The following is a 23569-nucleotide window of genomic DNA, read 5'->3' on the forward strand; positions in this document are numbered from 1 at the left end:
GTGCTGTATTGTTTTGCACGTCGCCGGGACACCGGGGACAAGGTCGAGAAGCCAGTACCGCTGGCAGCGAGACCACGGGACGTGGCGCAGCTTGGTAGCGCACCTGACTGGGGGTCAGGGGGTCGCAGGTTCAAATCCTGTCGTCCCGACTTGCGTTTTCGCAGGTCGTAGGCCGTTTCCGCTTCTGGCGGGGACGGCCTTTTTGTCGTTCCGTCAGTTGGTGGTCGCATGGTGGTCGCCGGGCCACTTGGGCCACGCGGTGGCCTGTTCGGTGATTCGGCGGGGTTGAGGAGTGGTCATCCTGCGGTGGGGGCGGGGTGTCTGGTGCCAGGGGCGCAGGGCCCGGCAGGCGGGGCTGCCGATGATGGTGTGTTCGGCGGTGTCCAGGGCCCAGGCGACGGCGTCGACGGCGGCGCGTGCGGCCAGGGGGCTGAGTGCGCTGTAGATGTTCGCGGTGGTGGACAGCGTGCGGTGGCGCAGGGTCTTGGAGACGACGGGCCGGGGGACGCCGGCGGCCATGGCGAAGCTGGCGGTGAGGTGGCGCAGGTCGTGCAGGGCGATGCGCCTGACGCCGGCCCAGTCGCAGAGCATGTGGAAGTGGTCGAGGACGTGCTTGGGGTGCAGCGGGCGTCCGTGGCGGTGGAAGACGTAGCCGGCGGCGGGGGTGATCTGTCCGAAGACGTAGCCGCTGGCGGGGGTGGCCTGCCCGAAGGCGCGGGTGTCGGCGCGGTCTTGGAGGGCGTCGGTGACGCGGTCGGAGAGTGCGACCCAGGTGCGGCTGCCGCTGGTCTTGGGTCGGGTGAGCTGCAGGTGGTTGTTGTCGACGGCTGAGAGGGTGGCTCGGACGAACAGGGTGCGTTCGGGGAGGTGGACGTCGTCCCAGCGCAGGGCGAGTGCTTCGCCTCTGCGGATGCCGGTGCCGATGAGCAGCTCGACGAGGTCGGCGTAGAGCGGGTCGGTGGTATGGGTGAAGCGCAGGAAGCGGGCGGCTTCGTCGGGGGTCCACAGGTGGCGTTCGGCGGCCGGTGGGCGGGGGATGATGGCGGGCTTGGCCGGGTTGTGGGCCAGGCGGCGGTGGCGCACGGCGTCGCCCAGGGCGCTGGAGAGGGTGGCCATGATCCGGTGGACGGTGACCTTCCCGCGGCCGTGGTCGAGTTGGGTGGTGATGAACGCCTTCAGATGGCGGTATCCGAGGTCGTCGAGGGGGATACGGCCCAGCGCCGGGACGAGGTCCTGTTCGACGTGGGCGCGGTAGCGGGTCATGGTGGTCGGCTTGAGGACGAGAACTTTGGTGCCGAGCCACCCAGTCAGGTATTGGGCGACGGTTTCGCAGGGTCGGCGGTGAAGCCGGCGTCCAGGCCCTGGTCGAAGTGGCGCAGTGCGGTGCGGGCTTCGATCTCGTCGGGGAAGCCCGAGCGGCGGACGGTGTGGCGGGTGCCGTCGGTGGAGGGGGCGTCGGCGGCGAATGCCCAGGTTCCGTGGTCGGGGTCGGCCGTGAGGTGGGGGCATCGGGTGCCGAGTTGTTTGCGCTGGTCGTCGCGGCAGCCGCAGCGGCGGTAGACGCGTCCGCGGTCGGTGGGGGAGCGCATGGTGATAGCCTCCGGGATCGGAACCGGCTTGCCCTCAGTCTCGACCCGCCCCGGGGCGACCACCACGCGACCACCAGCCGTCCGCGCATGCCCTGACCTGCGCGGCTCCCTTGTACCGCGCTCAGGTCGGCCACGATCTCCTGCCGTGAAGGTGTCCGCGCTGGCGCTCGGTTGCTAGGTCAGGCGGGCCAGCGGCGGGGGATCTGCCCGTTGAGTCGGAGTTGCTCGACGAGGTGGCCGGTGAGGGCTTCGCCGACTTTGGCGAGCTCGCGGTGGCTTCCGACGGAACGGTGATCGTCGAGACGCAGGCCCCGGCATCCCCTGGCTCTGGCCCATGCGTTGTTCCAGCGCTTCCAGAACGGCTTCGGCTCCACCGGCCTCGGTCTGTCCATCACCTCCTGGGTCGCTCAGGCCCACGGCGGCACCCTCGACATCGACACCGGCCCGCTCGGCGGCGCCCGCTTCACCCTCCGCTTCCCGCCACGAGCGAAGTCGGCCGGCTCTGGAACCTGGCGGCCCACCAGCTCGCTCAAGCCACCGGGCTGCGGGACGGCGCTTGCTCCACTGGTTGATCCCTGCGCCCGTCGGCTGCGGGTCGGCGTTTTCGTGCAGAGCGGTGCTCGGGTGGGCGGGCGGGATGAGCATGGGGTGACCGCCGATCCCCCTGGGAGTTCCGATGCCGACCCTGCTTGAATCCGCCACCCTGCTCCAGCCCGAGCTGACCGCCCTGCGCCACGCCCTGCACCAGGAGCCGGAGATCGGCCTGGCGCTGCCGCTGACGCAGGCCAAGGTCCTGGCGGCCCTGGAGGGGCTGCCGCTGGAGCTGACACTGGGACGGGCGCTCAGCAGCGTCACCGCAGTGCTGCGGGGCGGGCGTCCCGGCCCGGCGGTGCTGCTTCGGGCGGACCTGGACGCGCTGCCGGTGCAGGAGACCAGTGGCCTGCCGTACGCCTCGCGGATCCCCGGCGCCATGCACGCCTGCGGCCACGACCTGCACACCGCCGCGCTGGTGGGCGCGGCCCGGCTGCTCGCCCAGCGGCGGGAGGAGCTGGCGGGGGATGTGGTGTTCATGTTCCAGCCCGGCGAGGAGGGCGGCGGCGGGGCCCAACTGATGATCGACGAGGGCGTGTTGGACGCGGCTGGGGAACGGGTGGTGGCCGCGTACGCGCTGCACGTCGCCTCGGCGCTGCTGCCGGCCGGCTGGGTGGCCACCCGCCCGGGGCCGATCATGGCGGCCTCGGACACCCTTCAGGTCACCCTGCGCGGGCGCGGCGGGCACGGGTCCAGCCCGCATCTCGCGCTGGACCCGATTCCGGCAGCCTGTGAGGCGGTGACGGCGCTGCAGACTATGGTGACCCGCCGGTTCGACGCCTTCGACCCGGTGGTTCTGACGGTCGGTTCCTTCCACGCCGGCAGCGCCGACAACGTGATCCCGGACGACGCCGTGTTCAGCGCGACGATCCGCTCGTTCTCCGTGGCGTCCCGGGCGCGGGTGGCCGAGGAGTCGCTGCGGCTGGTCCGGGGCGTCGCGGCGGCGCACGGGCTCAACGTCGAGGCGCAGATCGTCCCCGGCTACCCGGTCACCGTCAACGACCCGGCCGAGGCGGCCCGCGCCGCCGAGACGGCCCGCGAGATCGTCGGAGCGGAGAACTACGTCGAGATGCCGAACGCGGTGGCGGGGTCCGAGGACTTCGGCATGGTCGGTGCGCTGGTGCCCTCCGCCTATCTGATGCTGGGCGCGTGCCCCGCCGACCTGGACCCCTTCGGCGCGGCCTACAACCACTCCCCACAGGCCGCCTTCGACGACTCCGTCCTCCCCGCCGCCGCCGCGCTGCTCGCGGCGCTCGCCGTCAACCGCCTGCGGTAGGGCGCGCCGCCTGCGGGGCCCACGGGTCGATCGGGACGTAGCCCACGGCCCTGCCGTCCGGGTCCAGCAGGCGGCCCACCAGTTTGGCCGTGCGGAGCGTGACCTGCCGGTCGCGGACGCGGCATTCGGGGAAGCGCCGCGACAGCTCCTCCTCCACCCGCCGCGTCTCGGTGAAGCCCCGCGTCACCAGGTACGCCACCAGGTTGGCGGAGCCTACCGTCACCGCGCACATCCGGGTCTGCGGCAAGGCGCACAGCCACAGCGCGGCCGCCTCCAGCCGGTGCGCCGGCAGGTCGAGCCAGAGCATCGTGCCCAGCGGGTGCCCAGTCAGCCGGGGCGAGGCGTCACAGCGGAGCACCAGCTGCCCCGAGTCTCGCAGCTCCGCCACTCGTCGGCGTACGGTCGTCGCGGGCTGCCCCAGCCGCTGGCCGAGCACCGCGTACGGCATCCGCCCGTCCTCGCCCAGGGCGTGCAGCAGTCGGCGGTCCCGCAGTACTGCGCGGGCGGGCCGCAGTGCTGGGTCACGCTCCGACGAGTCGGGGGTGATGGCCGCCCGCTGCTGCGGATCGAGGGCCCCGTCGCTCCAGCGGCTGCCCTCGCGCAGCGTGCGCTCGACGAAGGAGATCGTGGTCCGCAGCACGCCGGGCAGACGGCTCATCCGGTCCAGCACGTAGTCCGTCAACTGCTCGCGGGTCAGCGCCGCCACCGTCACCAGCAGGTCCGCCCCGCCACTGACCAGTTCGATCGTCGCCGCCTGCGGGTCCGCCGCCAGCTCCGAGGCCACCGAGGCCACGGCATCCGCCTGGCATTCCACCGCGACCAGCGCGATCAGTCCGAGGTCGGTGCGATCGGCGCTGGGGTACCCGGCCACCCAGGCGTCACCGCTCGCGGAGAGCCTGGCCCAGCGGCGGGAGAGCGTCGCCGGGTCCACACCCAGCGGGCGCGCCAGCTTGGACCACGGCGCTCGCGGGTCCACCCGTAGCGCGTCCACCAGGGCCAGATCCAGCTCGTCGATCATGGCTGATCCTTGCACGGCCGCCACCCCCCGGAGCCGATCCGTGCGTCCGTACCGTTCGGGTCCGTGGCATGGCCATTCTGTCGGTCACCTCATTCTGCCCACCACGTCCAGGGACGGCCCATGCTGCGCAGCCACCCGCTCATCGTCCTGCTGGTCCTGGTCGAGTTCGCCAGCGGCGTGCTCCAGGGCGGATTCCCGATCCTGCTGCCGCAGCTGGCGAGCACCCTGCACTTCGGGGCAGGCGGTCAGTCCCTCGCGCTCGGGGTGGAGTTCCTGGTCGCGGGCGTGGCGGTGCCGCTGACCTCCCGGCTCGGCGACCTCTTCGGGCACCGCCGGCTGCTGCTGGCCACGCTGGCACTGACCCTTCTCGGCTACCTGGCCACCGCCCTGGCCCGCGACTTGACCGCGGTGCTGCTGGGCCGGGCGCTGTCCGGGTTCCTGTCCTGCTGGCTGCCGCTGGAGTTCGCGCTGCTGCGCGACCGGCTGGGCGAGGAGCGCGGCAGCCGGGCCGTCGGACTACTGGTCGGCTCACTGACCCTGGGCAGCATCACCGGAGCCGTGCTGCGACCGGGCCTGTGGCCGCTGGCACTGCTGCCCGCCCTGGCACTGCTGGTGGTGTGGCGCTGGGTGCCGGAATCGCGGACCAGGGCCCAGGGACGGCTGGACTGGCTCGGCGCGCTGCTGCTCAGCGGCGGCCTCGGGCTGCTCTTCTCCGGCCTGTCCGGGCACGCCTGGCTGCTGGTGCCCGCCGTCGCCCTGCTGGCGCTCTTCGTCCGTCAGGAACTGCGCACGCCCGCGCCGACCATCGACGTCCGGATGCTGGTCCGGCGGGCCACCGCGCCGGTGTTCGGGCTCAGCTTCCTGCTGGGCTGCGCGCTCTACGGCTCGCAGGCACCGACCCTCTCCTTCCAGGCCGCCCGCCCCGCCGAGACTGGGTACGGCCTGGCTGCCGACTCGCAGCTACTGGGCCTGCTGTCACTGCCAGCTGTCCTCGGCGCGCTGGTCGGCGCGGTGACGGCGGACCGGCTGGCCCGCCGGTTCGGCCCGCGCGCCGTGCTGGGCTGCGGCTTCGCGCTCAGCGCGGCCGGGTACACGCTGATCGCACTGGCCCACGCGGCCGCCTGGCAGTTCCTCGCTCCGAGCGCGCTGGCGGGCTTCGGCGCCGGACTGGGCCTGAGCCTGCTCCCCGGCCTGCTGATGCACCGGCTCCCCGCCGACCAGACCGGGGTGGGCACCGGCGTCTACAACACCCTCAAGACCCTGGCCGGAGCGACGGCCGGAGCAGTGAGCGCGGTACTGCTGGACTCGCTGCTGCTGCGCCCCGGAATCCCGGACCAGAGCGCGTACGTGACGGTCTGGGCCGGCTGCGCGGCCCTGTGCGCGCTGGGCGTGCCGGTCGCGTTCTCGCTGCGCGCGGAGCGGAGCTCCGAGCGGAACGTGGCGGAGCCGGCGGTGACGGCGTAGCTACCCCGACGCGGAATCGGTGCGCGCCCCTGGCTCCGACCCTGTGCCGCTCGAAAAGTCGCCGCCGCAGGTCACGCGGCGTCTCTGTACTTCGTTGATGAGGCCGCCGAGCATCCGGCTGCGCAGCAGGAACCTCAGGACTCCATGCGCACACCAAGGTCGCCGGAGAGATTCCTCTCCTGCTGGACCGCCCACTCCCGCGCCGGATGGGCGGTGACCCCGGTGATGTGCAAGCGGTCCGGTGCCGTGCTCGAGAAGCGCCAGTGCGTACAGCCGCCCGCCGAGCGCGGTGTCAACGTGCAAGAAGTCCGCTGCGATGATGCCCTCGGCCTGGGCGGTCAGGAACTCCCGCCAGGACGGACCGGTGGGACGCGGCGCTGGGTCCATGCCCGCTCCGTGGGGAATCGTCCACGCCGTCGATGCTGCGATCCGGTGCCCGAGCCGAGCCAACTCGCCCTGGATCCGCCTGTGCCCCCATCGCGGATTCTCGCCGGCGAGTCGCAGGACGAGACTCTTGATCGCCATGGCGTCGGCGGCCGACCGGTCGAACAGAGTGTCGGGCGTGACCGGGAAGACCTCACAGCAGCGACGCCAAGATCTCAGACCGGAGAGGGCAGCGAACCAGAACCGATCGACCGGCTCGTAGCGGACCGGGCCGGCCAGCCGCCGCCGCAGCACCGCATTCTCGTGCCGCAACACGAGAAGCTCCGCGCCCTTCGCCACATCACCGCGGAGCAGCGCCGACGGCAGGGAGAGTAACTTCCGGGTCACCTTGTACGGCAAGGACACGATTACCCGAAGATGCTGCCAGCCAACGCACCGTCACCGTTCCACCAGCGACGATGACTTGTCGAGCGGCACAGCATGCGGAAGATCTCCAGTGGTGCGGGCTGCGGATTGCGGGTGCGGACGGTGCGAGGGGGCACGGATGCGATGACGCGCTCTTCGGGCCGCTCGCGGGGCGTGTGATGAGGTGCTCGGTCAGCAGGTCGTCCCGTTCGGTACCGGCTTGAGGTCGGTGAGGTAGGCGTCGACGGCGTCGGTGACGCAGGCGTTGCTGCGGCCGTAGGCGGTGTGGCCCAGGCCCTTGTAGGTGAGCAGCATGCCGCCGGGCAGTTGGGCGGCGAGGCTCTGTGCCCACGGGTAGAGCGTTGCCGGGTCGCCGGTGGTGCCCACGACCAGGACCGGGGGCAGGCCCTCGGCGTGGACGCGGTGTGGCTGCTGTTGTCCGGCGGGCCACTCCTTGCAGGTGAGTTCGGCGAGGACGGTGGTGGTGCCGATGGCTCCGGCCTCCTGGTTCGCGCGCTGCAGCAGGTCCCAGTAGGGCTGCGGGTCCCTTGGGTGCGGTTGGTCGAGGCAGTTGACGGCGGTGATGGCGGCGGAGGAGTTGTTGGGGGCTTGCTCGTCGGCGGGGGTACTCGGGTCGGATCCGGCGTCGGTGTTGCCGTCCTGGGTGGATATGCCGGGGCTCGCGAGCTCGGCGAGTTTCGTCCCGTCGCCGTTGTGTGCGGCGCGAAGTGCCTCGGACAGGTCCTGCCACTGGGACTCGGGCGAGTACATCGACATGGTGATGGCGGTGAGCAGCAGGTTCTCGTCGAGCCGCTGGGTGGTGCCCTTGATGCGCAGCGGGTGCTTCGACGTCCGTGCGGACAGGTCGGTGATCACCTTGCGGATGCCGTCCGGGGTGGTGGCGGGGCAGGCGTCGTGCACGACGGTTGCGCACTGCTGGGCGTAGTCGTCCACCGCCTTCTGGAATGCCTTGCCCTGCTGGAGGGTCTGCTCGGACCAGGTGAGTGAGGGGTCCATCGCCCCGTCGAGGACGAGTGCGCGCACCCGGTGCGGGAACAGTTCGCCGTAGACGGTGCCGAGGTAGGTGCCGTAGGACCAGCCGAGGTAGCTGAGCTTGTCGTCGCCGAGGGCCGCGCGTAGCACGTCCATGTCGCGGGCGGCGTCCAGCGTTCCGACGTGTTCCAGGATCGCGCCGCTGTGGGTCTTGCAGGCGGCGACCTGCCGGGCGGCGTCGGCGAGCGCGGCGCTTCGTTCGGCATCGGTCGTCGGGTACACGCTCGTTGACGTGTCGTCGGAGGCGGGCTGGACCTGGTCGGTGGTGTCGGGGGAGTCGGTGGAGCCGCAGTCGATGGCCGGCTTGCTGCCGGCCACGCCGCGCGGGTCGAAGCCGACGATGTCGAAGCGGGCGCGGGTCCGTTCGCTGAAGGACGAGAGTGCGCCGTCCTTCAGCTGGCCGACCCCGGATTCGCCTGGGCCGCCGGGGTTGAAGGCCAGGGAACCGATGCGCTGGGCGGGGTCCGCCGCAGCCTTCTTGGCCAGGGGCAGGGTGAAGGTCTGGCCGTTCTCGGGGTGCGCGTAGTCCATGGGGACGGTCAGCGTGGCGCACTGCAGCTCGCCGCATGGTGTCCAGGTCGGCTTCTGCTGGTAGAAGGCTTGCAGGGTGCTCTGCTCGGCGGGGTCGGTGGCCGGTGCTGCGGCGGCGGGCTGCGCGTGTGCGTCCTCTGCGGCGGGGTGGCAGCCTGCGAGTGTGGTGGCGCCGAGTGCTGCTAGGGCCAGGATCAGGCTGGCGCGCTTGATGGTCGGTGGCTTCATCGGGGTCGCTCCGTCGGTAGCGGTCAGGGCTGTCTCTGCCGTGATCGGTGTCGAGGATCCCTGAGCGAACCTGAGGTTTTGGTGAAGGCGGTCCGAGCTGCCCTGGCCGCCGTGGGCGTATGGGCGGCGGTACGGGCGGCCGGGGATGGCGGTGCTCTGCTTGCCGCGTTCCGTCGACGGGTGCGGCACCGGTGGAATCGGCGGATGTCGGCAGGGCCGGTGCACCGCTGCCGTGGCGCGGGGGCGGCCACGAATCGGGCGAGGGGTGTCCCTATTTCGCGCGCGGTGGGATACGCAGGGTGAAGCGGGCGCCGCCGCGCGGGCTGCTGCCGGCGTCGAGGGTGCCGTCGTGCGAGTGGGCGATCCAGGAGGCGATGGACAGCCCGAGGCCGGTTGAGCCGGAGCCGCTGCGGTAGCGCTGGAACAGTGAGCCGGCCAGCGCCGGGGGGACACCGGGGCCGGCGTCGTCGACGGTCACGGTGCCGTCGGCGGCCACGGTGAGTTCGACCTCGGCGGGCCGGCCCGGGGCGTGGCCGTGGCGCAGCGCGTTGCTGAGCAGATTGGCCACCGCTCGCCGGAGCAGGTCGGGATCGGCGACCACGATGACCGGTTCGGTGCGCACGGACACGTGGTGCTCGCCGCTTTCGGTGTCGTCGACGACCGCCTCGACGAGCTGGTCGAGGCGCAGTGGCTGGCTGGCCAGGGTGCCGACGCCGGCCGTCAGCCGGGCCCGGGTGAGCAGGCCGTCGATGAGGTCGCCCATCCGGGTGGCCAGGCGTACGGTGCGTTCCAGCGCGGCGGTGCGGTGGTCATCGTCGCGCAGCGCGGTCTCGGCGAGGCTGCGCAGCGAGGCGGCGGGAGTGCGCAGGTCGTGGGCGGCGTCGGCGAGGAACTCCTCCTGCTGCTGGAGCGCCGTCAGCGCCGGCCGGATCGCTCTGCCCGAGAGGAGGTGCCCGGCGACGGCGGACAGCGTTACCAGGACCGCGCAGCCGGCCGTCAGCAGCAGGGTCAGTCTGCGGTGTGCGGCCTGGTCACCGGTGGTGTCGCCAGCCGCGACCACTGCGCCGGCCGTCGACTGGCCGTCTGGTGCGGTGTAGGGCTCCGCGAGCAGGCGGATCTGGTGGCCGTTCTCGCTGCGTGCGTCGGCCACCTCCGTCGTTCCCTGCCCGATCGCTGCGGCGGCCGCCGCTTCGAGGTCCTCGGTGCGGGCCCGTACGCACGGCTGGCGCGGTGTGTAGATGATGGCGGTTCGGTCGGCCGGACCGGATACCACGGTCACGGGCGGGCACCCGGTCTCCATACCGTCCTGCAGGTACTGCGCGTCGATCCGGCCGTTCTGGTCGAAGCTCAGCAGCAGGATCGCCTGTCTGGTCTGCAGGGTGAGTGCGTCGTCGAGCTGTTTGCGCCAGGACTGGTCGTCGGTGTGGATGGCGAACGCCGCCAGGCCGATCAGTCCGACCGCGCTGGTGAGGGTGAACAGCGCGGTGAGCCGTCGGCGCAGTCGCCGGATCCTGGCCGTGGACGTCATCATCGCCCGATGTCGCCGTCGCCGGGCGGTGCCAATCGGTAGCCCACCCCGCGGACGGTGTGGATCAACGGCGGGTCGCCGAGCTTGCGGCGCAGCTGGGACATCAGCACGTCGACGACGTTGGAGTTCGGCTCGGCCATCTCGTCCCAGCACTTCTCTGTGAGGTCGGCGCGGGGTACGGCCTGGTCGGCCCGGGCGGCGAGCAGTTCCAGCACGGCGAACTCCTTGCGGGTCAGGACCAGGAGCACGCCGCCGCGGTGCACCTGCCGGCGGGCGGTGTCGATCTCCAGGTCGGCTACCTGCTGCACCGGGGGCCGCACGGCCGTGGTCCGTCGGCACAGGCTGTGGACCCGGGCCGCCAGCTCGGGCACCGCGAACGGCTTGACCAGGTAGTCGTCGCCGCCGACGGCGAACCCCTCGACCCGGTCGGCGACCGTGTCACGAGCGGTGAGGAACAACACGGGGACGCTCTGCCCGTTACGGCGCAGCCGGTGCACAAAGTCGACGGCGTCCCCGGACGGCAGCATCCGATCGAACACCGCGCAGTCGTACGCGGTCACGAACAGCGCCTCGTCGGCGGCCGGAAGATCGGCGACCTCGTCCACGGCCAGCCCCTCGCCGCGCAGCGCCGCGGCCACGGCAAACCGCAGGTCATCGTCGTCCTCGACTACCAGTACTCGCACGGCGGCCAGGATAGCCCGGCCCGGCACGCGGCCTCGGATCCGCCTCGTCAAATCCTCAGGTTCGCTCGGAGATCCTCGGCAGACGTCGCCGCGGATCGAACAGAAGTGATCCGGACCGTGCGGTGGCCGCCCCGAGAGCTGTGCGATCGGGCCGGCGCGCAGCGACACGAGACTCCCCCGGGCGTTGGACCCCCGTCGCGCCCGGGGGACCGCCGGGTCCGGCAGCCGGACACACGGCTGCCCTGGGCCCGTGGTGCTGCCGCCACAGCTCCGACCCGCCCCGCTCCCATCGAAAGAGGAACACGATGAGCCGGCCGACAGCGGGCTGGAATCCGCTCGACTGATCACTGACCCACGGGGTGATCCCGCACCTCGTGCTCGCGGTCGGATCAGCTGCGCCGCTCGCGTTGGCGTTCTCCCGCCGCGGCCGCTGGTGGCGCCGCCTCCCCCCGTGCGCCTGGTGCTCGCCGCCGGGCTGAGCATGCCGGTGGAGGTCACGGTGGACCACTGGTGGCGGCCCTTCCCGGACGCGCTGCCGCGCAGGGCCGTCCTCTGGGCCGGTGTCGGCATCCTCGGGGTGCGCCTGGCCGCCTTCCGGTTGCCTCGCCTGCGTCGCGCACCCGCTCGGCCGTCGCCCTGGGTGCTTGCCTGGTGGTGCTGATGTCGGCCTCGCAGATCAACCGGCACTTCGACCAGTACCCGACCGCGCGGGTGCTGCTCGCCCCGTGGATCGGCAGGACCGATCCGCTGACCACGGCCATGGACGCCGACACCGTGGCCGCGCCGCCCGGCAGGCCGCTCGCCGAGGATGGTCTACCCCGACCCGGCGGCTCTCGCCAGCATAATCCGCGCCGTCGGTAAGGCGGCGCACCTGCCAAATCTGACGCCACGCCAGGGAATTCGACTGATGCGAAAGCTCCGCATGTGAGCCGACATCCCCCCAAGGCGCCTGACGATGCGGAGAGTCACGTCGTAAACCGGCGTTCGGGCAGACTGGCCGAGAACTGGACCCGCGAGCGGTCGGGCAGCACTGACGGTGCAACAGGCACAGCCCCTTCCGCTGCTCTGCTTGGACAGCAGAGAGACCATCAGGGCCGTGCCTGTGTGTCACCGCGGCACCGGGCATCGCATCGTGCCCCGTACTCGGTTGCTCCCGGGCCGACGCCGGGACTTGTCCGGCCCGGTCGGGAGGTGGTGCGACGAGACCTCACATGGTCCGGCCACACCGGATACCCGTGAGGTCAGTCGCAGCGCACTGCCCGTCGCCGTCGCCGTCGCCGCGCCGACCGCCCTGTCAGGAGTGCTTCCAGGTGACGGCGAATGCGTCGCCGTCGAGCGCGCCGGTGGCGGCCAGCGTGGTCGTGCCCCGGGTGACGGTCGAGAGGTAGGTGGCGTAGTCGCCGATCGGCTGGCCGTCGACGGTGACGCCGGTGAACTGCAGCGGGCCGAACTTCGCCAGGGTCGGCACGCTGCCCGAGCCGATCGGTTCGACGATCGCCTCGGCGTTGACGGAGGTCGCGGCGGCCAGGTACTTGCGGAAGGACTTCGTCCACCCCTGGGTGGTGTCGCTCAAGGTGAGCGTGTACCAGTGCCCGCCGTCGTCGGCGACGGTTCCGGTCATGGAGTCGCCTGCCTGGACCGGATCGGTGAAGTAGATGCTGTTCTGCGGATACATCTCGACCCACGGATTGTACTGAGCGTGACCCGTCGAGCAGTCGAGGTCGATGCCTATCTGCTCGACGGTGTTGCTGTCCCACCCGTCGAATCCGACCCACGGGGAGGCGATTCCCCGGTTGTTGGTGCAGTCGAGCGACGGAATGTTCCAGGTGCCCGATATCGTCGTGAACACGTCGCCGTAGGTGATGTAGCCACCCCAGATGTTGTCCGTGTGCTTGTGGTCGCGGGCGGTCCGGTGGCTCGCTGCGGCGGTGGCGGGGGTCGCCGCGCTCACGGCGGTCGCCAGGCCAACGGCTGCCGTGACGAGCAGAGCGAGCGTGCGGGTGCGGGTTCGGGTGATCATGAGGTCCTCTCCAAGTGGCAGATGGGCGCCGGATGGAAGTCCGGTGTCGTATCCGGCGCAGGGCAAGGCGAAGCCTGCTCCAGCCGCGCGCGGCCGGAACAGATGCCACTTGGTGATAGCTCCGTGGTTATCGGGTGCGCGCGCCGGTGCATGACGACGGGAGGAGCGAGATCCGATATCTGACGCTGCGCAATATCGACGGCTCAGGCAGGCGGGGCGATGGGCGGCAGCCAGGGGTTGCGGTAAATGTGCCTTGGATGGCGTTATCTGTCATATTGTCAGGAACCTGGCAGCCATCTCGGCCGGCTGAATGCTGAAACCCTCTGAAGAGATCTAGAGGTGTACAGCTCGCCTTGGGTATCATCTGATCGTATGAGACTGGGATTTCATCATCTGGAGGTCCTGGTCGCCGTCGCGGATGCCGGCAGCATTCGCAAAGCGGCTCAGATTCTGCAGGTTGCCCAGCCGGCACTGACGACCCAATTGCATCGCATCGAGGCGGCATTGGGCGGCAGCCTGTTCCACCGCCACCGCGACGGAGTCACCCCGACCGAAGTCGGCCGGTACGCGGTCACCCGGGCCCGCGAGCTCCTGGCGGGCATCGACGACCTTGAGACGACACTGCGCACCCTGGCCAAGGACGAACAACCAATCGGGGCGCTACGGGTGGGCGGCGTGGCCGGGCCGTTCCTGCCGATTCTCATGGACGTGCTGCGCGAACTGCTACCCGGGCGCGACACCGCCACCGTCATGGAACCGATGGTCGGTACACTCCTGGACCGCCTGTCCACCGGCGCACTCGATATCGTGGTCGTTCACGAGTTCCCCGGCTTTGAGGTGCGAGCCCCGGAGCACGTCGAGTTGCACGTCATCATCACCGCCGAGCCGATCTTCGTCATGGTTGCCGACTCCCATCCGGCGGCAGGAAAGCCCCAGATCGGCCTCGCAGACCTGGCCGACGACGACTGGGTCATGATGACCCCAGACGACACGGGCCTCTACGCCCGGCTGCGGATCATCTGCGAATCCGCCGGGTTCACCCCGCGCATTCGGCACGCAGCCAGCGACTCCTCCGCAGCCATGGCCCTGGTTTCCGCAGGACGGGCCGTCAGCGGCCTTTATGCGACCGGCCGCCAAGCCCCCGGCGTCACGGTCCGCCCGATCATCGCCACCCCGCACTACCGCCAGATCATGCTCGGCTGGCGCCGGGACTCGGAAGTCGCCGGCATCGCGGACGAACTCGTCAAGCGACTTCTCCAACGGTATTTCGACCTCGCCAACGACCGCCCGCACTACGCACAATGGCTTGCCATCCACGGCCGGGATGCGATCCTCACGCTCCGGCCACGCGCGCACATACCCACCCGAACCTGACAGGGCTGTCCACGGGGGCGGCGGAGGACCGCGCCAGCAGTCGCAGCCAGCTGAACTAGAGGCAGCTGAGTCGGTAGACCAGACGGAACGTCACGATCTCAAGCATGGGCCGATGGGGTCACGAGCACTCTCGGTGTGATCACACCGTGACCCTCAAGCTGCAGCTCAGCGTGGGCGACAGAGTCGTCGGCACCCACAGGCTGGACCCCCGCGACCGAACCTGTCACCACCACGGTCTCCCCGGTCAAGGCGACCTTCACCGGCACCGCCAACATGCGCAGCGGTCTGGTCGTGGACGGCTCCGTCACGCTCTACGACAGCCTAGGCGTGAAGGCGACCGTCGAGCCGTACCTGCGGACGGCCGGGCCAGCATCGACAGCAGCGCCGGCAAGCCCATCGGCACCGGCATGGCCGGCCTCTTCGGCAGGCTCGACGTGACCGGAGCCGCTCTGGCACGCATCGCCATCCTCGGCACCCCGCTGATGGAGAAGGACCTGCCGTTCAAGCGTTACCACAACGAATGGCCCATCATCACACGCTCGGTGGGCAGCGCGACACCGAACACCACTGCCACACACAGACTGATGATTCATCAGACGAAGGCCGAATTTCAGATACGAGCATCAAGGCAAAGTTCCTCGCCACCACGCCCTGACAGCCGCGATCACCACCACTCTCGCCACCCCCGCGGTCGCGCACCCGGCGGCCGCCGCCGTCGCGGCGGCGGGCAGCAGCACGGTCACCGAGGAGTAGTGGCTGCCGGGTGCAGTGCCGGTCACCGTCTAGGGAGGATACCTGCGGCTCCGGACAGGCCATGCGAATTTCGGCGGCCATCGGTGGTCGCCCAAGTTGCTCTGCCGGCAGGGTTCTACGCGGCGAAGCGAGCGGAGGCGTCGAAGGCAGGCGGCGCGTCCCCGCGGTCGGTGTCGGCTTGGTTGAGTGCTTGGGCGAGGGCGTTGACGGCTTGGTCGGCGGAGTCTTTGAAGAGGTGGCCGTAGAGGTTGATGGTGGTGGCGAGGGTGGCGTGGCGGAGGGTTTTGGAGACGATGGCGAGGGGGGATGCCAGCGGCGATCATGATGCTGGCGGCGGTGTGTCGGAGGTCGTGGAGGCCGATGCGGGGCAGGTCGATCTCGGTGGTGCGTTTGCGGAGTTGGTCGAGGACCCACTGAGGGCGCAGCGGCATGCCGTTGCCGCGGGAGAAGACGAGCCCTTCCAGTCGCCCGTCGGGGTGGGCGGCCATCTGGATGGCGGCTTGGCGGTGGAGGGCGGTGGCGACTCTGGGGGAGAGGCTGATCCAGGCGCGGCTCGCGGGGGTCTTGGGCTGGCGCAGATGCAGTTGGTTGTTGTTGACGGCGGCCAGGGCCCAGCGGACGAAGAGCTTGCGGTCCATGAGGTGGACGTCCGCCCAGTGCAGGGCGAGGGCTTCGCCGCGGCGCATGCCGGTGCCGAGCATGACTTCGAAGAGGTCGGTGAGCTGGTCGGCGTAGTGCTCAGCGTTGTGGCGGAGGAAGGTGGCGGCCTGCTCGGGAGTCCAGCAGGTGCGCTCTTCCGCGCGGGGCTTGGGTGGGACGGAGTGCTTGGCGGGGTTGTAGTGCAGGCGCCAGGAGCGGACGGCGGCGTTGAGGGCGTTGCGCAGGGTGGAGACGGCTCGGTAGACGGCGACGTGGCCACGCTGGGCTGCGAGTTGGGCGGTGATCCACTCGTCGATGTGCTCGGCGCGCAGGTCCAGGAGCCTGCGGTGGCCGAAGGCGGGGATCAGATCCATTTCGACGGCTGCCTGGTAGCCGGCGTAGGTGTTCGGGGCGAGGTTCGGCTTCCTGGTGGTGAGCCATTCGCGGAGGTAGCTGGCGACGGTGGTGCGGCGGTTCTCGTAGACGCCGCGCAGTTCGCCGTCCAGGACTCGGGCCATCTCGCGGGAGGCCTCGGCCTGGGTGGCGAAGCCGCCCCTGCGGCGGGTGCGCCGTCGGCCGTCCTCGGGGGCGAGGTCGACGGCGTAGGTCCACCTTCCGTGCTTCGGGTCCTCCAGTAGTCGCATGCACCAGGGGCCGAGCTGCTTCTTGTTCTCGTCCTGGCAGCCGCATCGACGGTAGACCCTGCCGCGCTTCGTGCGCTGTCGCATGGGGCGGTTCCTCCTTGGACTGGGTGGTTGCGAGTCCAAGGTTCGCCGGGTGGTCGGGTGTGTCGGCAGAGCGTGCGGGGTGGGGCGCGAGGCACGAAAGGGCGGCTGGGGAAGGACACGCTCAAGGCGACACACCGCCCGGATGATCACGACGGGTAGTCGGTGGGTAGGCGACCATGATCCGCCCGCACTGGCCGGTCCGGAGGCCCGTACTGCGCCGTCGCGGTCGCGGCCTCTCGGTGTTCGCGAGGCCCTTCCCTGAAGGATGGTCAGTTTTCTGTTACTGGCCGTAGTCGGGGAGGGGTGGCGGTCCTGGGGACCAGTTTGGGACCAGACGCGATGAGCGCGTATGAGCGCCCCTGGGCCATAACGGGCGTCTATGCATGAAATGAACACTGAAGGTTCGTCAGGTGGCTGAGGAGGCGGTGGGCTGAAGTGTCCGCGGATGTACGCCAACTCTGCTTATCCTAAGGCTTGTTGGTGCAGCAAAAAGCCGGAGCTTCAAGGCTTCGGCTGGCGACACTATTTGAACCCCCTAACTGGGGGTCAGGGGGTCGCAGGTTCAAATCCTGTCGTCCCGACTTGCATTTTCGCAGGTCGGAGGCCGTTTTCGCAGAAATGCGGAGACGGCCTTTTTGTTGTTCCGTCACCCGGTGGTCGCAGCGTAGGTCGCATCATGCCAACACGCCTGTTCTGGGCCGGATGGTGAGGCGTGGGTGGCGGACCGCGCCGGCGGGGGTGGTTGACGCCGCGGTAGGCGTTGCGGTCGGCCCGGTCCAGGAGGCGGGCGATGGCGTCGACGGCGCCGCGGGCGGCTTTGCCGCGCAGGTGGTGGTAGACGTTCGCGGTGGTCGCCAGGGTGGAGTGGCGCGCGGTCTTGGAGACGACGGTGTCCGATTCCCCTTCGTTGTCAGACTCCTCGTCTTCGTCGTGGAGTTCGGTGTACTCGTCGTGGAGGAACCAGCAGTCGTTGATGCCGGTCGGACCGCATCCAATGCCGTTCCGAGGCCAACCTCCAAGACACCACCGCCAACGAGGCGGCCACTGCGCTCACGTCCACCCATCTGTGGGACTGACGGCCGCCACGGTCACGGCGAACGGCCCGGGATGCCTGGTGCCCATTGGTCCTCCCGAGGGGTGGCTGATCTCGCGGCGGTCCAGTGTGGGTCGGCAGGCTGCGGGGTGGTGGTCGCGGTGGTGGTGTCCGAGGTGGTGGCCTGTTGCTGGAGGACGGCTGCCTGTTCGGTGATCTGCGGGAGGAGCGTGTAGAGGGCCTTGCCCGGGCACAGCGTGCGGTAGGCGTCGCGGTGCCCGGACACGGCGCTGAACGTGTGGCGGGTGCCGGCCGGGAAGCGGCTGTCATTGCTGGTGGAGGTCAGCTCGCATTGGGCGCGCGGGTCGCTGCCGGAGAGGCCGAGCTTCCAGGCGATCAGGGCTGCCATGGCGGTGACGACGGGTTCGGGGACTTTTGCGTCGTCGTAGGTGCCGATCGCGGCGATGCCGACGGTCTCCCGGTTGAAGCCGACGGTGTGCGCGCCGACGACGGGGCGGTCGATGCCACCGGCCCGGCCCTCGTAGATGGTGCCGAAGCGGTCGACGAGGAAGTTGTAGCCGATGTCGTTCCAGCCGTGGTTCTCCAGGTGGTCGTGGTGGATCGCCCGGAGGATGTCGGGGACGTCCTGCGGCCCGTAGGAGTTCGGGTTGTCGGTGTGATGGATGAACGCGGCGCGCACCTCGCCGTCGTACTGGATCGCGGGCGCCTGGGGAGGGGGCAGCCATGCCGAGCGCGGCACGATCGGCGGAGCGGCCCGAATGGGGGACGAGGGCTTCGCCGGATGTATCGGCTGGGCTGCGGGAACGGGGTGGGTCACCGGCCGCGGGCGGCCCAGGGCGGGCAGTACGACCAGCCCGCCCACCGAGGTGGCCAGTGCCATACGACGCAGGATCAGACGGCGGTCGATGTCCATGCCACGACGGTAACGACGGCCCGGCACGGCCGCCTGTCGGCCGGACGGCCTGTCAACCGAGCAGCCCGCCTGCCGAGGAGACCGGCCGGAGGCTCGCATCCGCTCACCCCGAAGCGATTCCCAATCCGAGTGACGCGCCGGCCGCCCGGTCATTTGTGCGGATCGGCCTCGACGCGCGCGCGTTCCGCCTCCCTTGATGCGGCACCAGAGCAGAATGGCCTAATCGGAACTCGGGATATTCTGGCCGCATGAGCGAGATCCTGCCCCCGTGCCCGAAGTGCTCCAGCGAGTACACCTATGAGATGAACGCTCTGATGGTCTGCCCGGAGTGCGGCAATGAATGGGTTTCGGCCGGGGCCACGGCGGATGACGCGAGTTTCTCCGGGGAGCGGGTGGTCAAGGACGCTGTCGGCAATGTGCTGAGCGACGGTGACACGGTGACCGTCGTCAAAACCCTCAAGGTCAAGGGCAGCCCCTCGGGAATCAAGGCGGGAACCAAGGTCCGCAACATTCGCCTGGTCGACGGAGTCGACGGCCACGACATCGACTGCAGGATCGACGGCTTCGGCCCCATGCAGCTCAAGTCGAGCGTGGTCAAGAAGGCCTGACCTCGATCTGGCGCTTGCGTCCGACATCGCGGCCCTGCTGCACGAAATTCCGCTTCACGGCGGTGGCGATATTCGCCACCGCGATCTGCTGGTGCCCCTGGGCGGCCTGCTCGGGCGAGCGTCGCTGGACGGCCGACGCCGACCCGGTGGCGCCCAAACGGACGAGGTCGTGCGGGCGTTCGGCGCCCATGGTGATCCCTGCTGACCGGTTGACGGGCAGTCCACGCTGGGGACCGGGGCGACGCGGTGTCAACGCGGCGTGGCAACCTCCACGGAGCCCGACCGGACCGTCCCGAACCTCCGCGAGCCGTACCGCGCGCGCGGAGCGACGGCGGTGTGCGCGGGCGAACTCCCAGCCTGCTCCCAGCAACTGCGCCGGCCGCTACGACCTCGGGCAATACGGATCCGGCCGGGATTGCGGCCCGCCACCGGCCCTGACCAGCGGTTGACCGGCGTAGGTCAATGGTTCGTCAAATCTCCCAACTGTTGCTTCCTGAGAGCTTGTTGGGGATCTGCTTATGCGCTTTGATGAGCCTCGGTCAAGCGGCCCCGACGGCGCCCGGCCCGGCACCCCCAATCGCCGGGCCCGCGTTTCCCCGGCCGCGCCGTGACATTCGCTCGTGCCCGGCACCCGCCGCACCGCGGTCAGCCGGGTGCCGGTGCACGCCCAACACCAGCCCCGGCAGACCCCGATCGACGACCTCGACCGGACCCGGACCGGGCAGCAAGGCCCCTTTTGTCCCCCACAGCACCAAAAGGAGCTCGGGATGCGCAACTCGCGCGAAGACCGTACCCCCACCCCCACCGGCCGCGGCCGGTCCTGGAAGCTGCGCAACACCGCCGCCGTGGCCGCGCTGGCCCTGGCCGGCCTGGTCGGCACCGCCACCAGCAGCACCGCGGCCCCGGCCGCCGCCGACCTCGGCGCCGCGAACCACGTCGTGCTCTCGCACGGCAAGCTCGTCCACGTGCAGACGCACGGCCGGCACGGCGTGGTCCCGATGAAGGGTGCGAAGGGCGCCAAGTGGACCGCGCACACCAGCCACACCGCACCGGCCGCCGCAGGCAACCTGGTCTACAACGGCGGCCCGGTCCAGCACCAGGTGTCGGTCTACCTCGTCTTCTGGGGCAACCAGTGGGACAGCGACTCCAACGGCGTCCAGCAGTACGAGACCAACCTGTTCAACGGCCTGGGCACCTCGCAGGACAACTGGTCCACCGTCACCTCGCAGTACACCGACAACTCCGGCTCCGGCCCGTCCTTCGGCGGCGCGGTGCTCGGCGGCACCTGGGTGGACGACTCCTCGGCGGCGCCCGGCTCGGCAGCCCAGGCCGACATCGCCGCGGAGGCGGACGCGGGCGCCGCGCACTTCGGCGTCTCCGGCCCGGACGTGCAGATCGTCGTCATGAGCCCGAGCGGCACCTCGCCCGACGGCTTCCCGAACTCCGGCTTCTGCGCCTGGCACGACTACGACGGCAACGTCTCGTACACCAACATGCCGTACGTGCTCGACGCGGGCTCCGGCTGCGGCGCGGGCTCGGTGTCGAACCAGCTCGACGGGTTCAGCATCGTCGAGGGCCACGAGTACGCCGAGACGATGACCGACCCGCAACCGTCCAGCGGCTGGGTGGCCTCGGACGGCGAGGAGGATGGCGACCTCTGCGCCTGGCAGAACCTCGCCGCCGTATCGCTGCCCACCGGCTCCTTCGCCATGCAGCCGACCTGGAGCAACGCGGCCGGCGGCTGCGCGATCTCGGGCTGACGGCCACGGGGCGGGCCGTGGTTGACGCTGCGTCAGTTCGGCCCGCCCAATCCACGCCAGCAGCCGGTCCACCTCCCAGGTCGTCATCACCCGCTCCGGTGGCACCCCCGCCTGAACCCCGCGCACGCACCCGAACTCCTGCCGGCTCAGCTGTCCGGGCGCGTGCGCTTCGGTGTCCAGCGCAAACAGGCAGCAGGCCTGCTCGGCCTGTCTTGGAGACGACGCACGGACGGGCTAGCAGCTCTCGGTGCCAGCTGCCATGGCTCGGCTCACTGCCTTTCGCAGCGCGGCCGCTGTCTGTTGCGGGTCTTCGCAGGTGGCGCTGATGCGAGCGAAGGGTGAGGGCCGGTGCAGGTCGACGCTGACGACTCCGTGTCGCTTGGGGCGGATGGCGGCGAAGTCCCGGCCGCCTGCATGTTGCCAGACTCCCAGCCACAATGCGCCGGGGATCAGCACGCCGCTCTCCCGCACGCCGCGCAGGGCTCGCCACGCATCGGGCTGGACGGCGACCTTGTCCACGGCGGCCAGGGGCACCCGGATGTCTGCCTGCCCCGTCGCGACCTTCTCCCAGCGGGCCAGCCGGACGACCAGCTCGTCGTCGTCGATGGTCATCTTCGTCATCGTTTCATCCTCCCTGTCCTGCCGGATGTCGCCCGCTGAGGGCGGCATCCGTGAGCTCCCCGCCTGTGTGCAGGAGCCGGATTCGGGTGCTCACGGAATCCACCAGGCGTGTCGATCCGGCCGGGCGGGACCCGCCGATTCCGATGTCGAGCTCGCCCTCGACGTGGACGACGGTCCAGCCGTTCTCCCGGCGCGAGGAAATGTCCAGGCTCATGGGACGCCGCCAGGTGCGCCGGGCCCCCGCCGGTCCTCCCGCGCGGGAGGCGGGCGGCGGCGCACTGTGCGGCGATGACGGCACGAAGGGCTGGGGGATGGGGGAGCCCTTCACGCTGCTGCCCGGTCCGGAGTGGCGCTGCCGAGTGGGTGCTGCCTCGCTGCCGAATTCGAGGGATGATCCAACTCGCGCTCTGGGCAAGGAAATTCACGAGAAAGTCGGAAACCGCATCTTGTCTGGACATGCTCAACAGCTGAAGTATGGCCACCTCGACCCAGCACCCCTGCGTTCCCCGAACGAGGAGACAACCGTGCGCGCGAAACGCCTGACCTCAGCCTTTGCCACTTTGGGACTCCTGACCGGTCTGACCGCCCTGACCGGGCTCGTTGCCGGCCCGGCGACCGCCCAGCCGACCGTCGTCGCGGCTGCCGCCACCGCCTCGGTACCGCAACCCGACCACGTAGTGGTGGTGATCTTCGAGAACACCGCCGAAGGCTCCATCATCGGTAACTCCAACGCGCCCTACTTCAACCAACTCGCCAATTCCGGGGCGCTCTTCACCAACGCCTTCGCGATCGAGCACCCCAGCGAGCCGAACTACCTCGACCTGTTCTCCGGCTCCAACCAGGGCGTGACGGACGACTCCTGTCCGCATACCTTCAGCACGGCGAATGAGGGCGCCCAGCTGATCGCCAAGGGCCTCACCTTCACCGGGTACTCGGAGGACCTCCCGTCCGCCGGTTCCACGGTCTGCACCGCCGGCACCAGCAGCTATGCCCGCAAGCACAACCCGTGGGTGAACTTCAGCAACGTCCCGGCCGCCGACAACCAGCCATTCTCGGCGTTCCCGACCGACTTCACCAAGCTCCCCACGGTCTCCTGGGTCGTGCCGAACCTGTGCAACGACATGCACGACTGCTCCACCGCCACCGGTGACACCTGGCTCAAGGCGCACCTCGACAGCTACGTCCAGTGGGCCAAGGCGCACAACAGCGTCCTGATCACCACCTTCGACGAGGACGACAGCGCGGGGAACAACCAGATCGCCACCATCTTCAACGGCCAGCCCGTCAAGACCGGTACCTACAACGAGCACGTCGACCACTTCGGCGTGCTGCGGACCATCGAGGACATGTACGGCCTGCCTTACGCCGGTGCCGCCGCCAACGCCACCTCGATCACCGACGCCTGGAACACCGGTACCACCGGCAGCGTCACGGTCACCAACCCGGGCAGCCAGACCGGCACCGTCGGCACCGCGGCTTCCCTCCAGATCAACGCGACGGACACCGCCACCGGAACCCTGAGCTACTCGGCGACGGGCCTCCCGGCCGGCCTGTCGATCAACTCCGCCACCGGCCTGATCTCCGGCACACCGACCACCGCGGGCAGCTCCTCGGTTACCGTGACCGCCACCGACACCACTGGCCCCACAGGAACCACCAGCTTCAGTTGGACGGTCAACCCGGTGAGCACCGGCTGCACGGCGGCCCAACTGCTCGGCAACCCCGGCTTCGAGACCGGCACCGCCTCCCCGTGGACCTCCACCAGCGGCGTGATCGACAACTCCAGCAGCGAGCCGGCCCACTCGGGCAGCTGGAAGGCCTGGCTGGACGGCTACGGCAGCACCCACACCGACACCCTCGCCCAGACGGTGACCATCCCGGCGAACTGCGTCAACGCGACCTTCACGTACTGGCTGCACATCGACACCGCCGAGACCGGCACCACCGCCTACGACACCCTGAAGCTCCAGGCGATCAACGGCAGCACCACCACCACGCTGTCCACCTACTCCAACGTGGACGCCAACACCGGCTACACCCAGCGCTCGGTCAACCTGGCCCAGTTCGCAGGCAAGACCATCACGCTGAAGTTCACCGGCACCGAGGACTCCTCCAACCAGACCAGCTTCGTCATCGACGACACCGCGCTCAACGTCTCCTGACCCTGCGGGCACGCCTGCTGCCCGGCCGCAAGACCACGTGTCCCGGCCGGGCAGCGATTGCGTTCTGGCTGCGGTGAGATGTCCTGTCCTTGGTGCCGGCAACGCCCACGCCAGCCCCACAACACTCGGCGGCCCTCGGCCCTCCGCCCTCGGCCCCCGGGCGGAGGGCCGCCGCTGTTTAACGGGT

At 70.2% G+C, this 23569-nt stretch carries 22 protein-coding genes and 1 tRNA gene; 10 read left to right on the plus strand and 13 right to left on the minus strand.

All coding sequences use genetic code 11. The annotated features are described in order from the left end of the window. The first annotated feature begins 75 nt into the window (after positions 1-75). A tRNA-Pro gene (locus P3T37_RS17430) sits at positions 76-149 on the plus strand. 64 nt (positions 150-213) lie between these two features. Here the strand turns inward: P3T37_RS17430 and P3T37_RS17435 are convergent. Both P3T37_RS17435 and P3T37_RS17440 read right to left on the minus strand, forming a co-directional pair. After that, a complete protein-coding gene (locus P3T37_RS17435) occupies positions 214-1311 on the minus strand; it encodes a site-specific integrase (RefSeq protein ID WP_280724780.1) in 1098 nt (365 codons plus the stop codon). Continuing rightward, the gene (locus P3T37_RS17440; protein ID WP_280724786.1) at positions 1308-1589 is read right to left on the minus strand and encodes a hypothetical protein; all 282 of its coding nucleotides are present in this window, start codon (positions 1587-1589) and stop codon (positions 1308-1310) included. Before P3T37_RS17440 ends, P3T37_RS17435 begins: the two co-directional genes overlap by 4 nt. 339 nt (positions 1590-1928) lie before the next feature. On the opposite strand from P3T37_RS17440, the gene P3T37_RS37060 reads away from it, so the two are divergent. Together P3T37_RS37060 and P3T37_RS17445 are read left to right on the plus strand one after the other, a co-directional pair. Further along, complete coding sequence (locus P3T37_RS37060; protein ID WP_348533248.1) at positions 1929-2282, plus strand: ATP-binding protein; 354 nt, start codon at positions 1929-1931, stop codon at positions 2280-2282. Beyond that, positions 2266-3456, plus strand: coding sequence for a M20 family metallopeptidase (locus P3T37_RS17445; protein WP_280724598.1), 1191 nt, complete (start codon positions 2266-2268; stop codon positions 3454-3456). Before P3T37_RS37060 ends, P3T37_RS17445 begins: the two co-directional genes overlap by 17 nt. Here the strand turns inward: P3T37_RS17445 and P3T37_RS17450 are convergent. Beyond that, positions 3440-4474 carry an Lrp/AsnC family transcriptional regulator gene (locus tag P3T37_RS17450; RefSeq protein WP_280724599.1) on the minus strand — a complete coding sequence of 345 codons (1035 nt, stop codon included), beginning with the start codon at positions 4472-4474 and terminating at the stop codon, positions 3440-3442. The genes P3T37_RS17445 and P3T37_RS17450 overlap by 17 nt on opposite strands. Positions 4475-4594: 120 nt before the next feature. Between P3T37_RS17450 and P3T37_RS17455 the strand changes: the two genes are divergently transcribed. After that, entirely contained in the window at positions 4595-5938 is a 1344-nt protein-coding gene (locus tag P3T37_RS17455; RefSeq protein ID WP_280724600.1) for an MFS transporter, read from the plus strand. On the opposite strand, the gene P3T37_RS17460 is transcribed toward P3T37_RS17455, so the two are convergent. From P3T37_RS17460 to P3T37_RS17475, 4 genes are all read right to left on the minus strand, one after another. After that, entirely contained in the window at positions 5939-6721 is a 783-nt protein-coding gene (locus P3T37_RS17460; RefSeq protein ID WP_348533249.1) for a hypothetical protein, read from the minus strand. Between the two features lie 198 nt (positions 6722-6919). Further along, a complete protein-coding gene (locus P3T37_RS17465; protein ID WP_280724602.1) occupies positions 6920-8539 on the minus strand; it encodes an alpha/beta hydrolase in 1620 nt (539 codons plus the stop codon). Between the two features lie 271 nt (positions 8540-8810). Next, entirely contained in the window at positions 8811-10070 is a 1260-nt protein-coding gene (locus tag P3T37_RS17470; protein WP_280724603.1) for a HAMP domain-containing sensor histidine kinase, read from the minus strand. Next, positions 10067-10750, minus strand: a complete 684-nt coding sequence (locus P3T37_RS17475) for a response regulator transcription factor (RefSeq protein WP_280724604.1) — start codon at positions 10748-10750, stop codon at positions 10067-10069. The genes P3T37_RS17470 and P3T37_RS17475 overlap by 4 nt, the downstream gene beginning before the upstream one ends. 451 nt (positions 10751-11201) lie before the next feature. Between P3T37_RS17475 and P3T37_RS17480 the strand changes: the two genes are divergently transcribed. Both P3T37_RS17480 and P3T37_RS17485 read left to right on the plus strand, forming a co-directional pair. After that, positions 11202-11411, plus strand: a complete 210-nt coding sequence (locus P3T37_RS17480; protein ID WP_280724606.1) for a hypothetical protein — start codon at positions 11202-11204, stop codon at positions 11409-11411. Next, entirely contained in the window at positions 11402-11611 is a 210-nt protein-coding gene (locus P3T37_RS17485; protein WP_280724607.1) for a hypothetical protein, read from the plus strand. Before P3T37_RS17480 ends, P3T37_RS17485 begins: the two co-directional genes overlap by 10 nt. Before the next feature lie 433 nt (positions 11612-12044). Here P3T37_RS17485 and P3T37_RS17490 read toward each other — a convergent pair whose 3' ends face one another. Further along, a complete protein-coding gene (locus P3T37_RS17490) occupies positions 12045-12770 on the minus strand; it encodes a G1 family glutamic endopeptidase (protein WP_280724608.1) in 726 nt (241 codons plus the stop codon). A gap of 372 nt (positions 12771-13142) precedes the next feature. Here P3T37_RS17490 and P3T37_RS17495 point away from each other — a divergent pair, with 372 nt between their 5' ends. Next, complete coding sequence (locus P3T37_RS17495; protein ID WP_280724609.1) at positions 13143-14144, plus strand: LysR family transcriptional regulator; 1002 nt, start codon at positions 13143-13145, stop codon at positions 14142-14144. Between the two features lie 623 nt (positions 14145-14767). Here the strand turns inward: P3T37_RS17495 and P3T37_RS17500 are convergent. From P3T37_RS17500 to P3T37_RS17510, 3 genes are all read right to left on the minus strand, one after another. Continuing rightward, positions 14768-14923: a hypothetical protein gene (locus P3T37_RS17500; RefSeq protein WP_280724610.1), complete on the minus strand. Its 156-nt coding sequence runs from the start codon at positions 14921-14923 to the stop codon at positions 14768-14770. A gap of 3 nt (positions 14924-14926) precedes the next feature. Continuing rightward, on the minus strand, positions 14927-16264 hold the full coding sequence (locus tag P3T37_RS17505; RefSeq protein ID WP_280724611.1) for a site-specific integrase: 1338 nt from the start codon (positions 16262-16264) through the stop codon (positions 14927-14929). Positions 16265-17352: 1088 nt separating this feature from the next. Continuing rightward, the gene (locus P3T37_RS17510; RefSeq protein ID WP_280724612.1) at positions 17353-18231 is read right to left on the minus strand and encodes a peptidoglycan recognition protein; all 879 of its coding nucleotides are present in this window, start codon (positions 18229-18231) and stop codon (positions 17353-17355) included. Between the two features lie 248 nt (positions 18232-18479). Between P3T37_RS17510 and P3T37_RS17515 the strand changes: the two genes are divergently transcribed. Continuing rightward, the gene (locus P3T37_RS17515; protein WP_280724613.1) at positions 18480-18839 is read left to right on the plus strand and encodes a zinc ribbon domain-containing protein YjdM; all 360 of its coding nucleotides are present in this window, start codon (positions 18480-18482) and stop codon (positions 18837-18839) included. On the opposite strand, the gene P3T37_RS17520 is transcribed toward P3T37_RS17515, so the two are convergent. Next, on the minus strand, positions 18826-19029 hold the full coding sequence (locus tag P3T37_RS17520) for a hypothetical protein (protein WP_280724787.1): 204 nt from the start codon (positions 19027-19029) through the stop codon (positions 18826-18828). The two genes, P3T37_RS17515 and P3T37_RS17520, sit on opposite strands and share 14 nt — an antisense overlap. Positions 19030-19606: 577 nt before the next feature. Here P3T37_RS17520 and P3T37_RS17525 point away from each other — a divergent pair. Next, positions 19607-20599 (plus strand): hypothetical protein, encoded by a 993-nt coding sequence (locus P3T37_RS17525; protein WP_280724614.1) that lies wholly within the window; start codon positions 19607-19609, stop codon positions 20597-20599. A 234-nt stretch (positions 20600-20833) separates the two neighbouring features. On the opposite strand, the gene P3T37_RS17530 is transcribed toward P3T37_RS17525, so the two are convergent. Further along, entirely contained in the window at positions 20834-21220 is a 387-nt protein-coding gene (locus P3T37_RS17530) for a hypothetical protein (RefSeq protein WP_280724615.1), read from the minus strand. A gap of 560 nt (positions 21221-21780) precedes the next feature. Between P3T37_RS17530 and P3T37_RS17535 the strand changes: the two genes are divergently transcribed. Beyond that, positions 21781-23382, plus strand: a complete 1602-nt coding sequence (locus P3T37_RS17535; protein WP_280724616.1) for an alkaline phosphatase family protein — start codon at positions 21781-21783, stop codon at positions 23380-23382. The last annotated feature ends 187 nt before the right edge of the window (positions 23383-23569 follow it).

Source organism: Kitasatospora sp. MAA4, from assembly GCF_029893355.1.
Taxonomy (GTDB): Bacteria; Actinomycetota; Actinomycetes; order Streptomycetales; family Streptomycetaceae; genus Kitasatospora.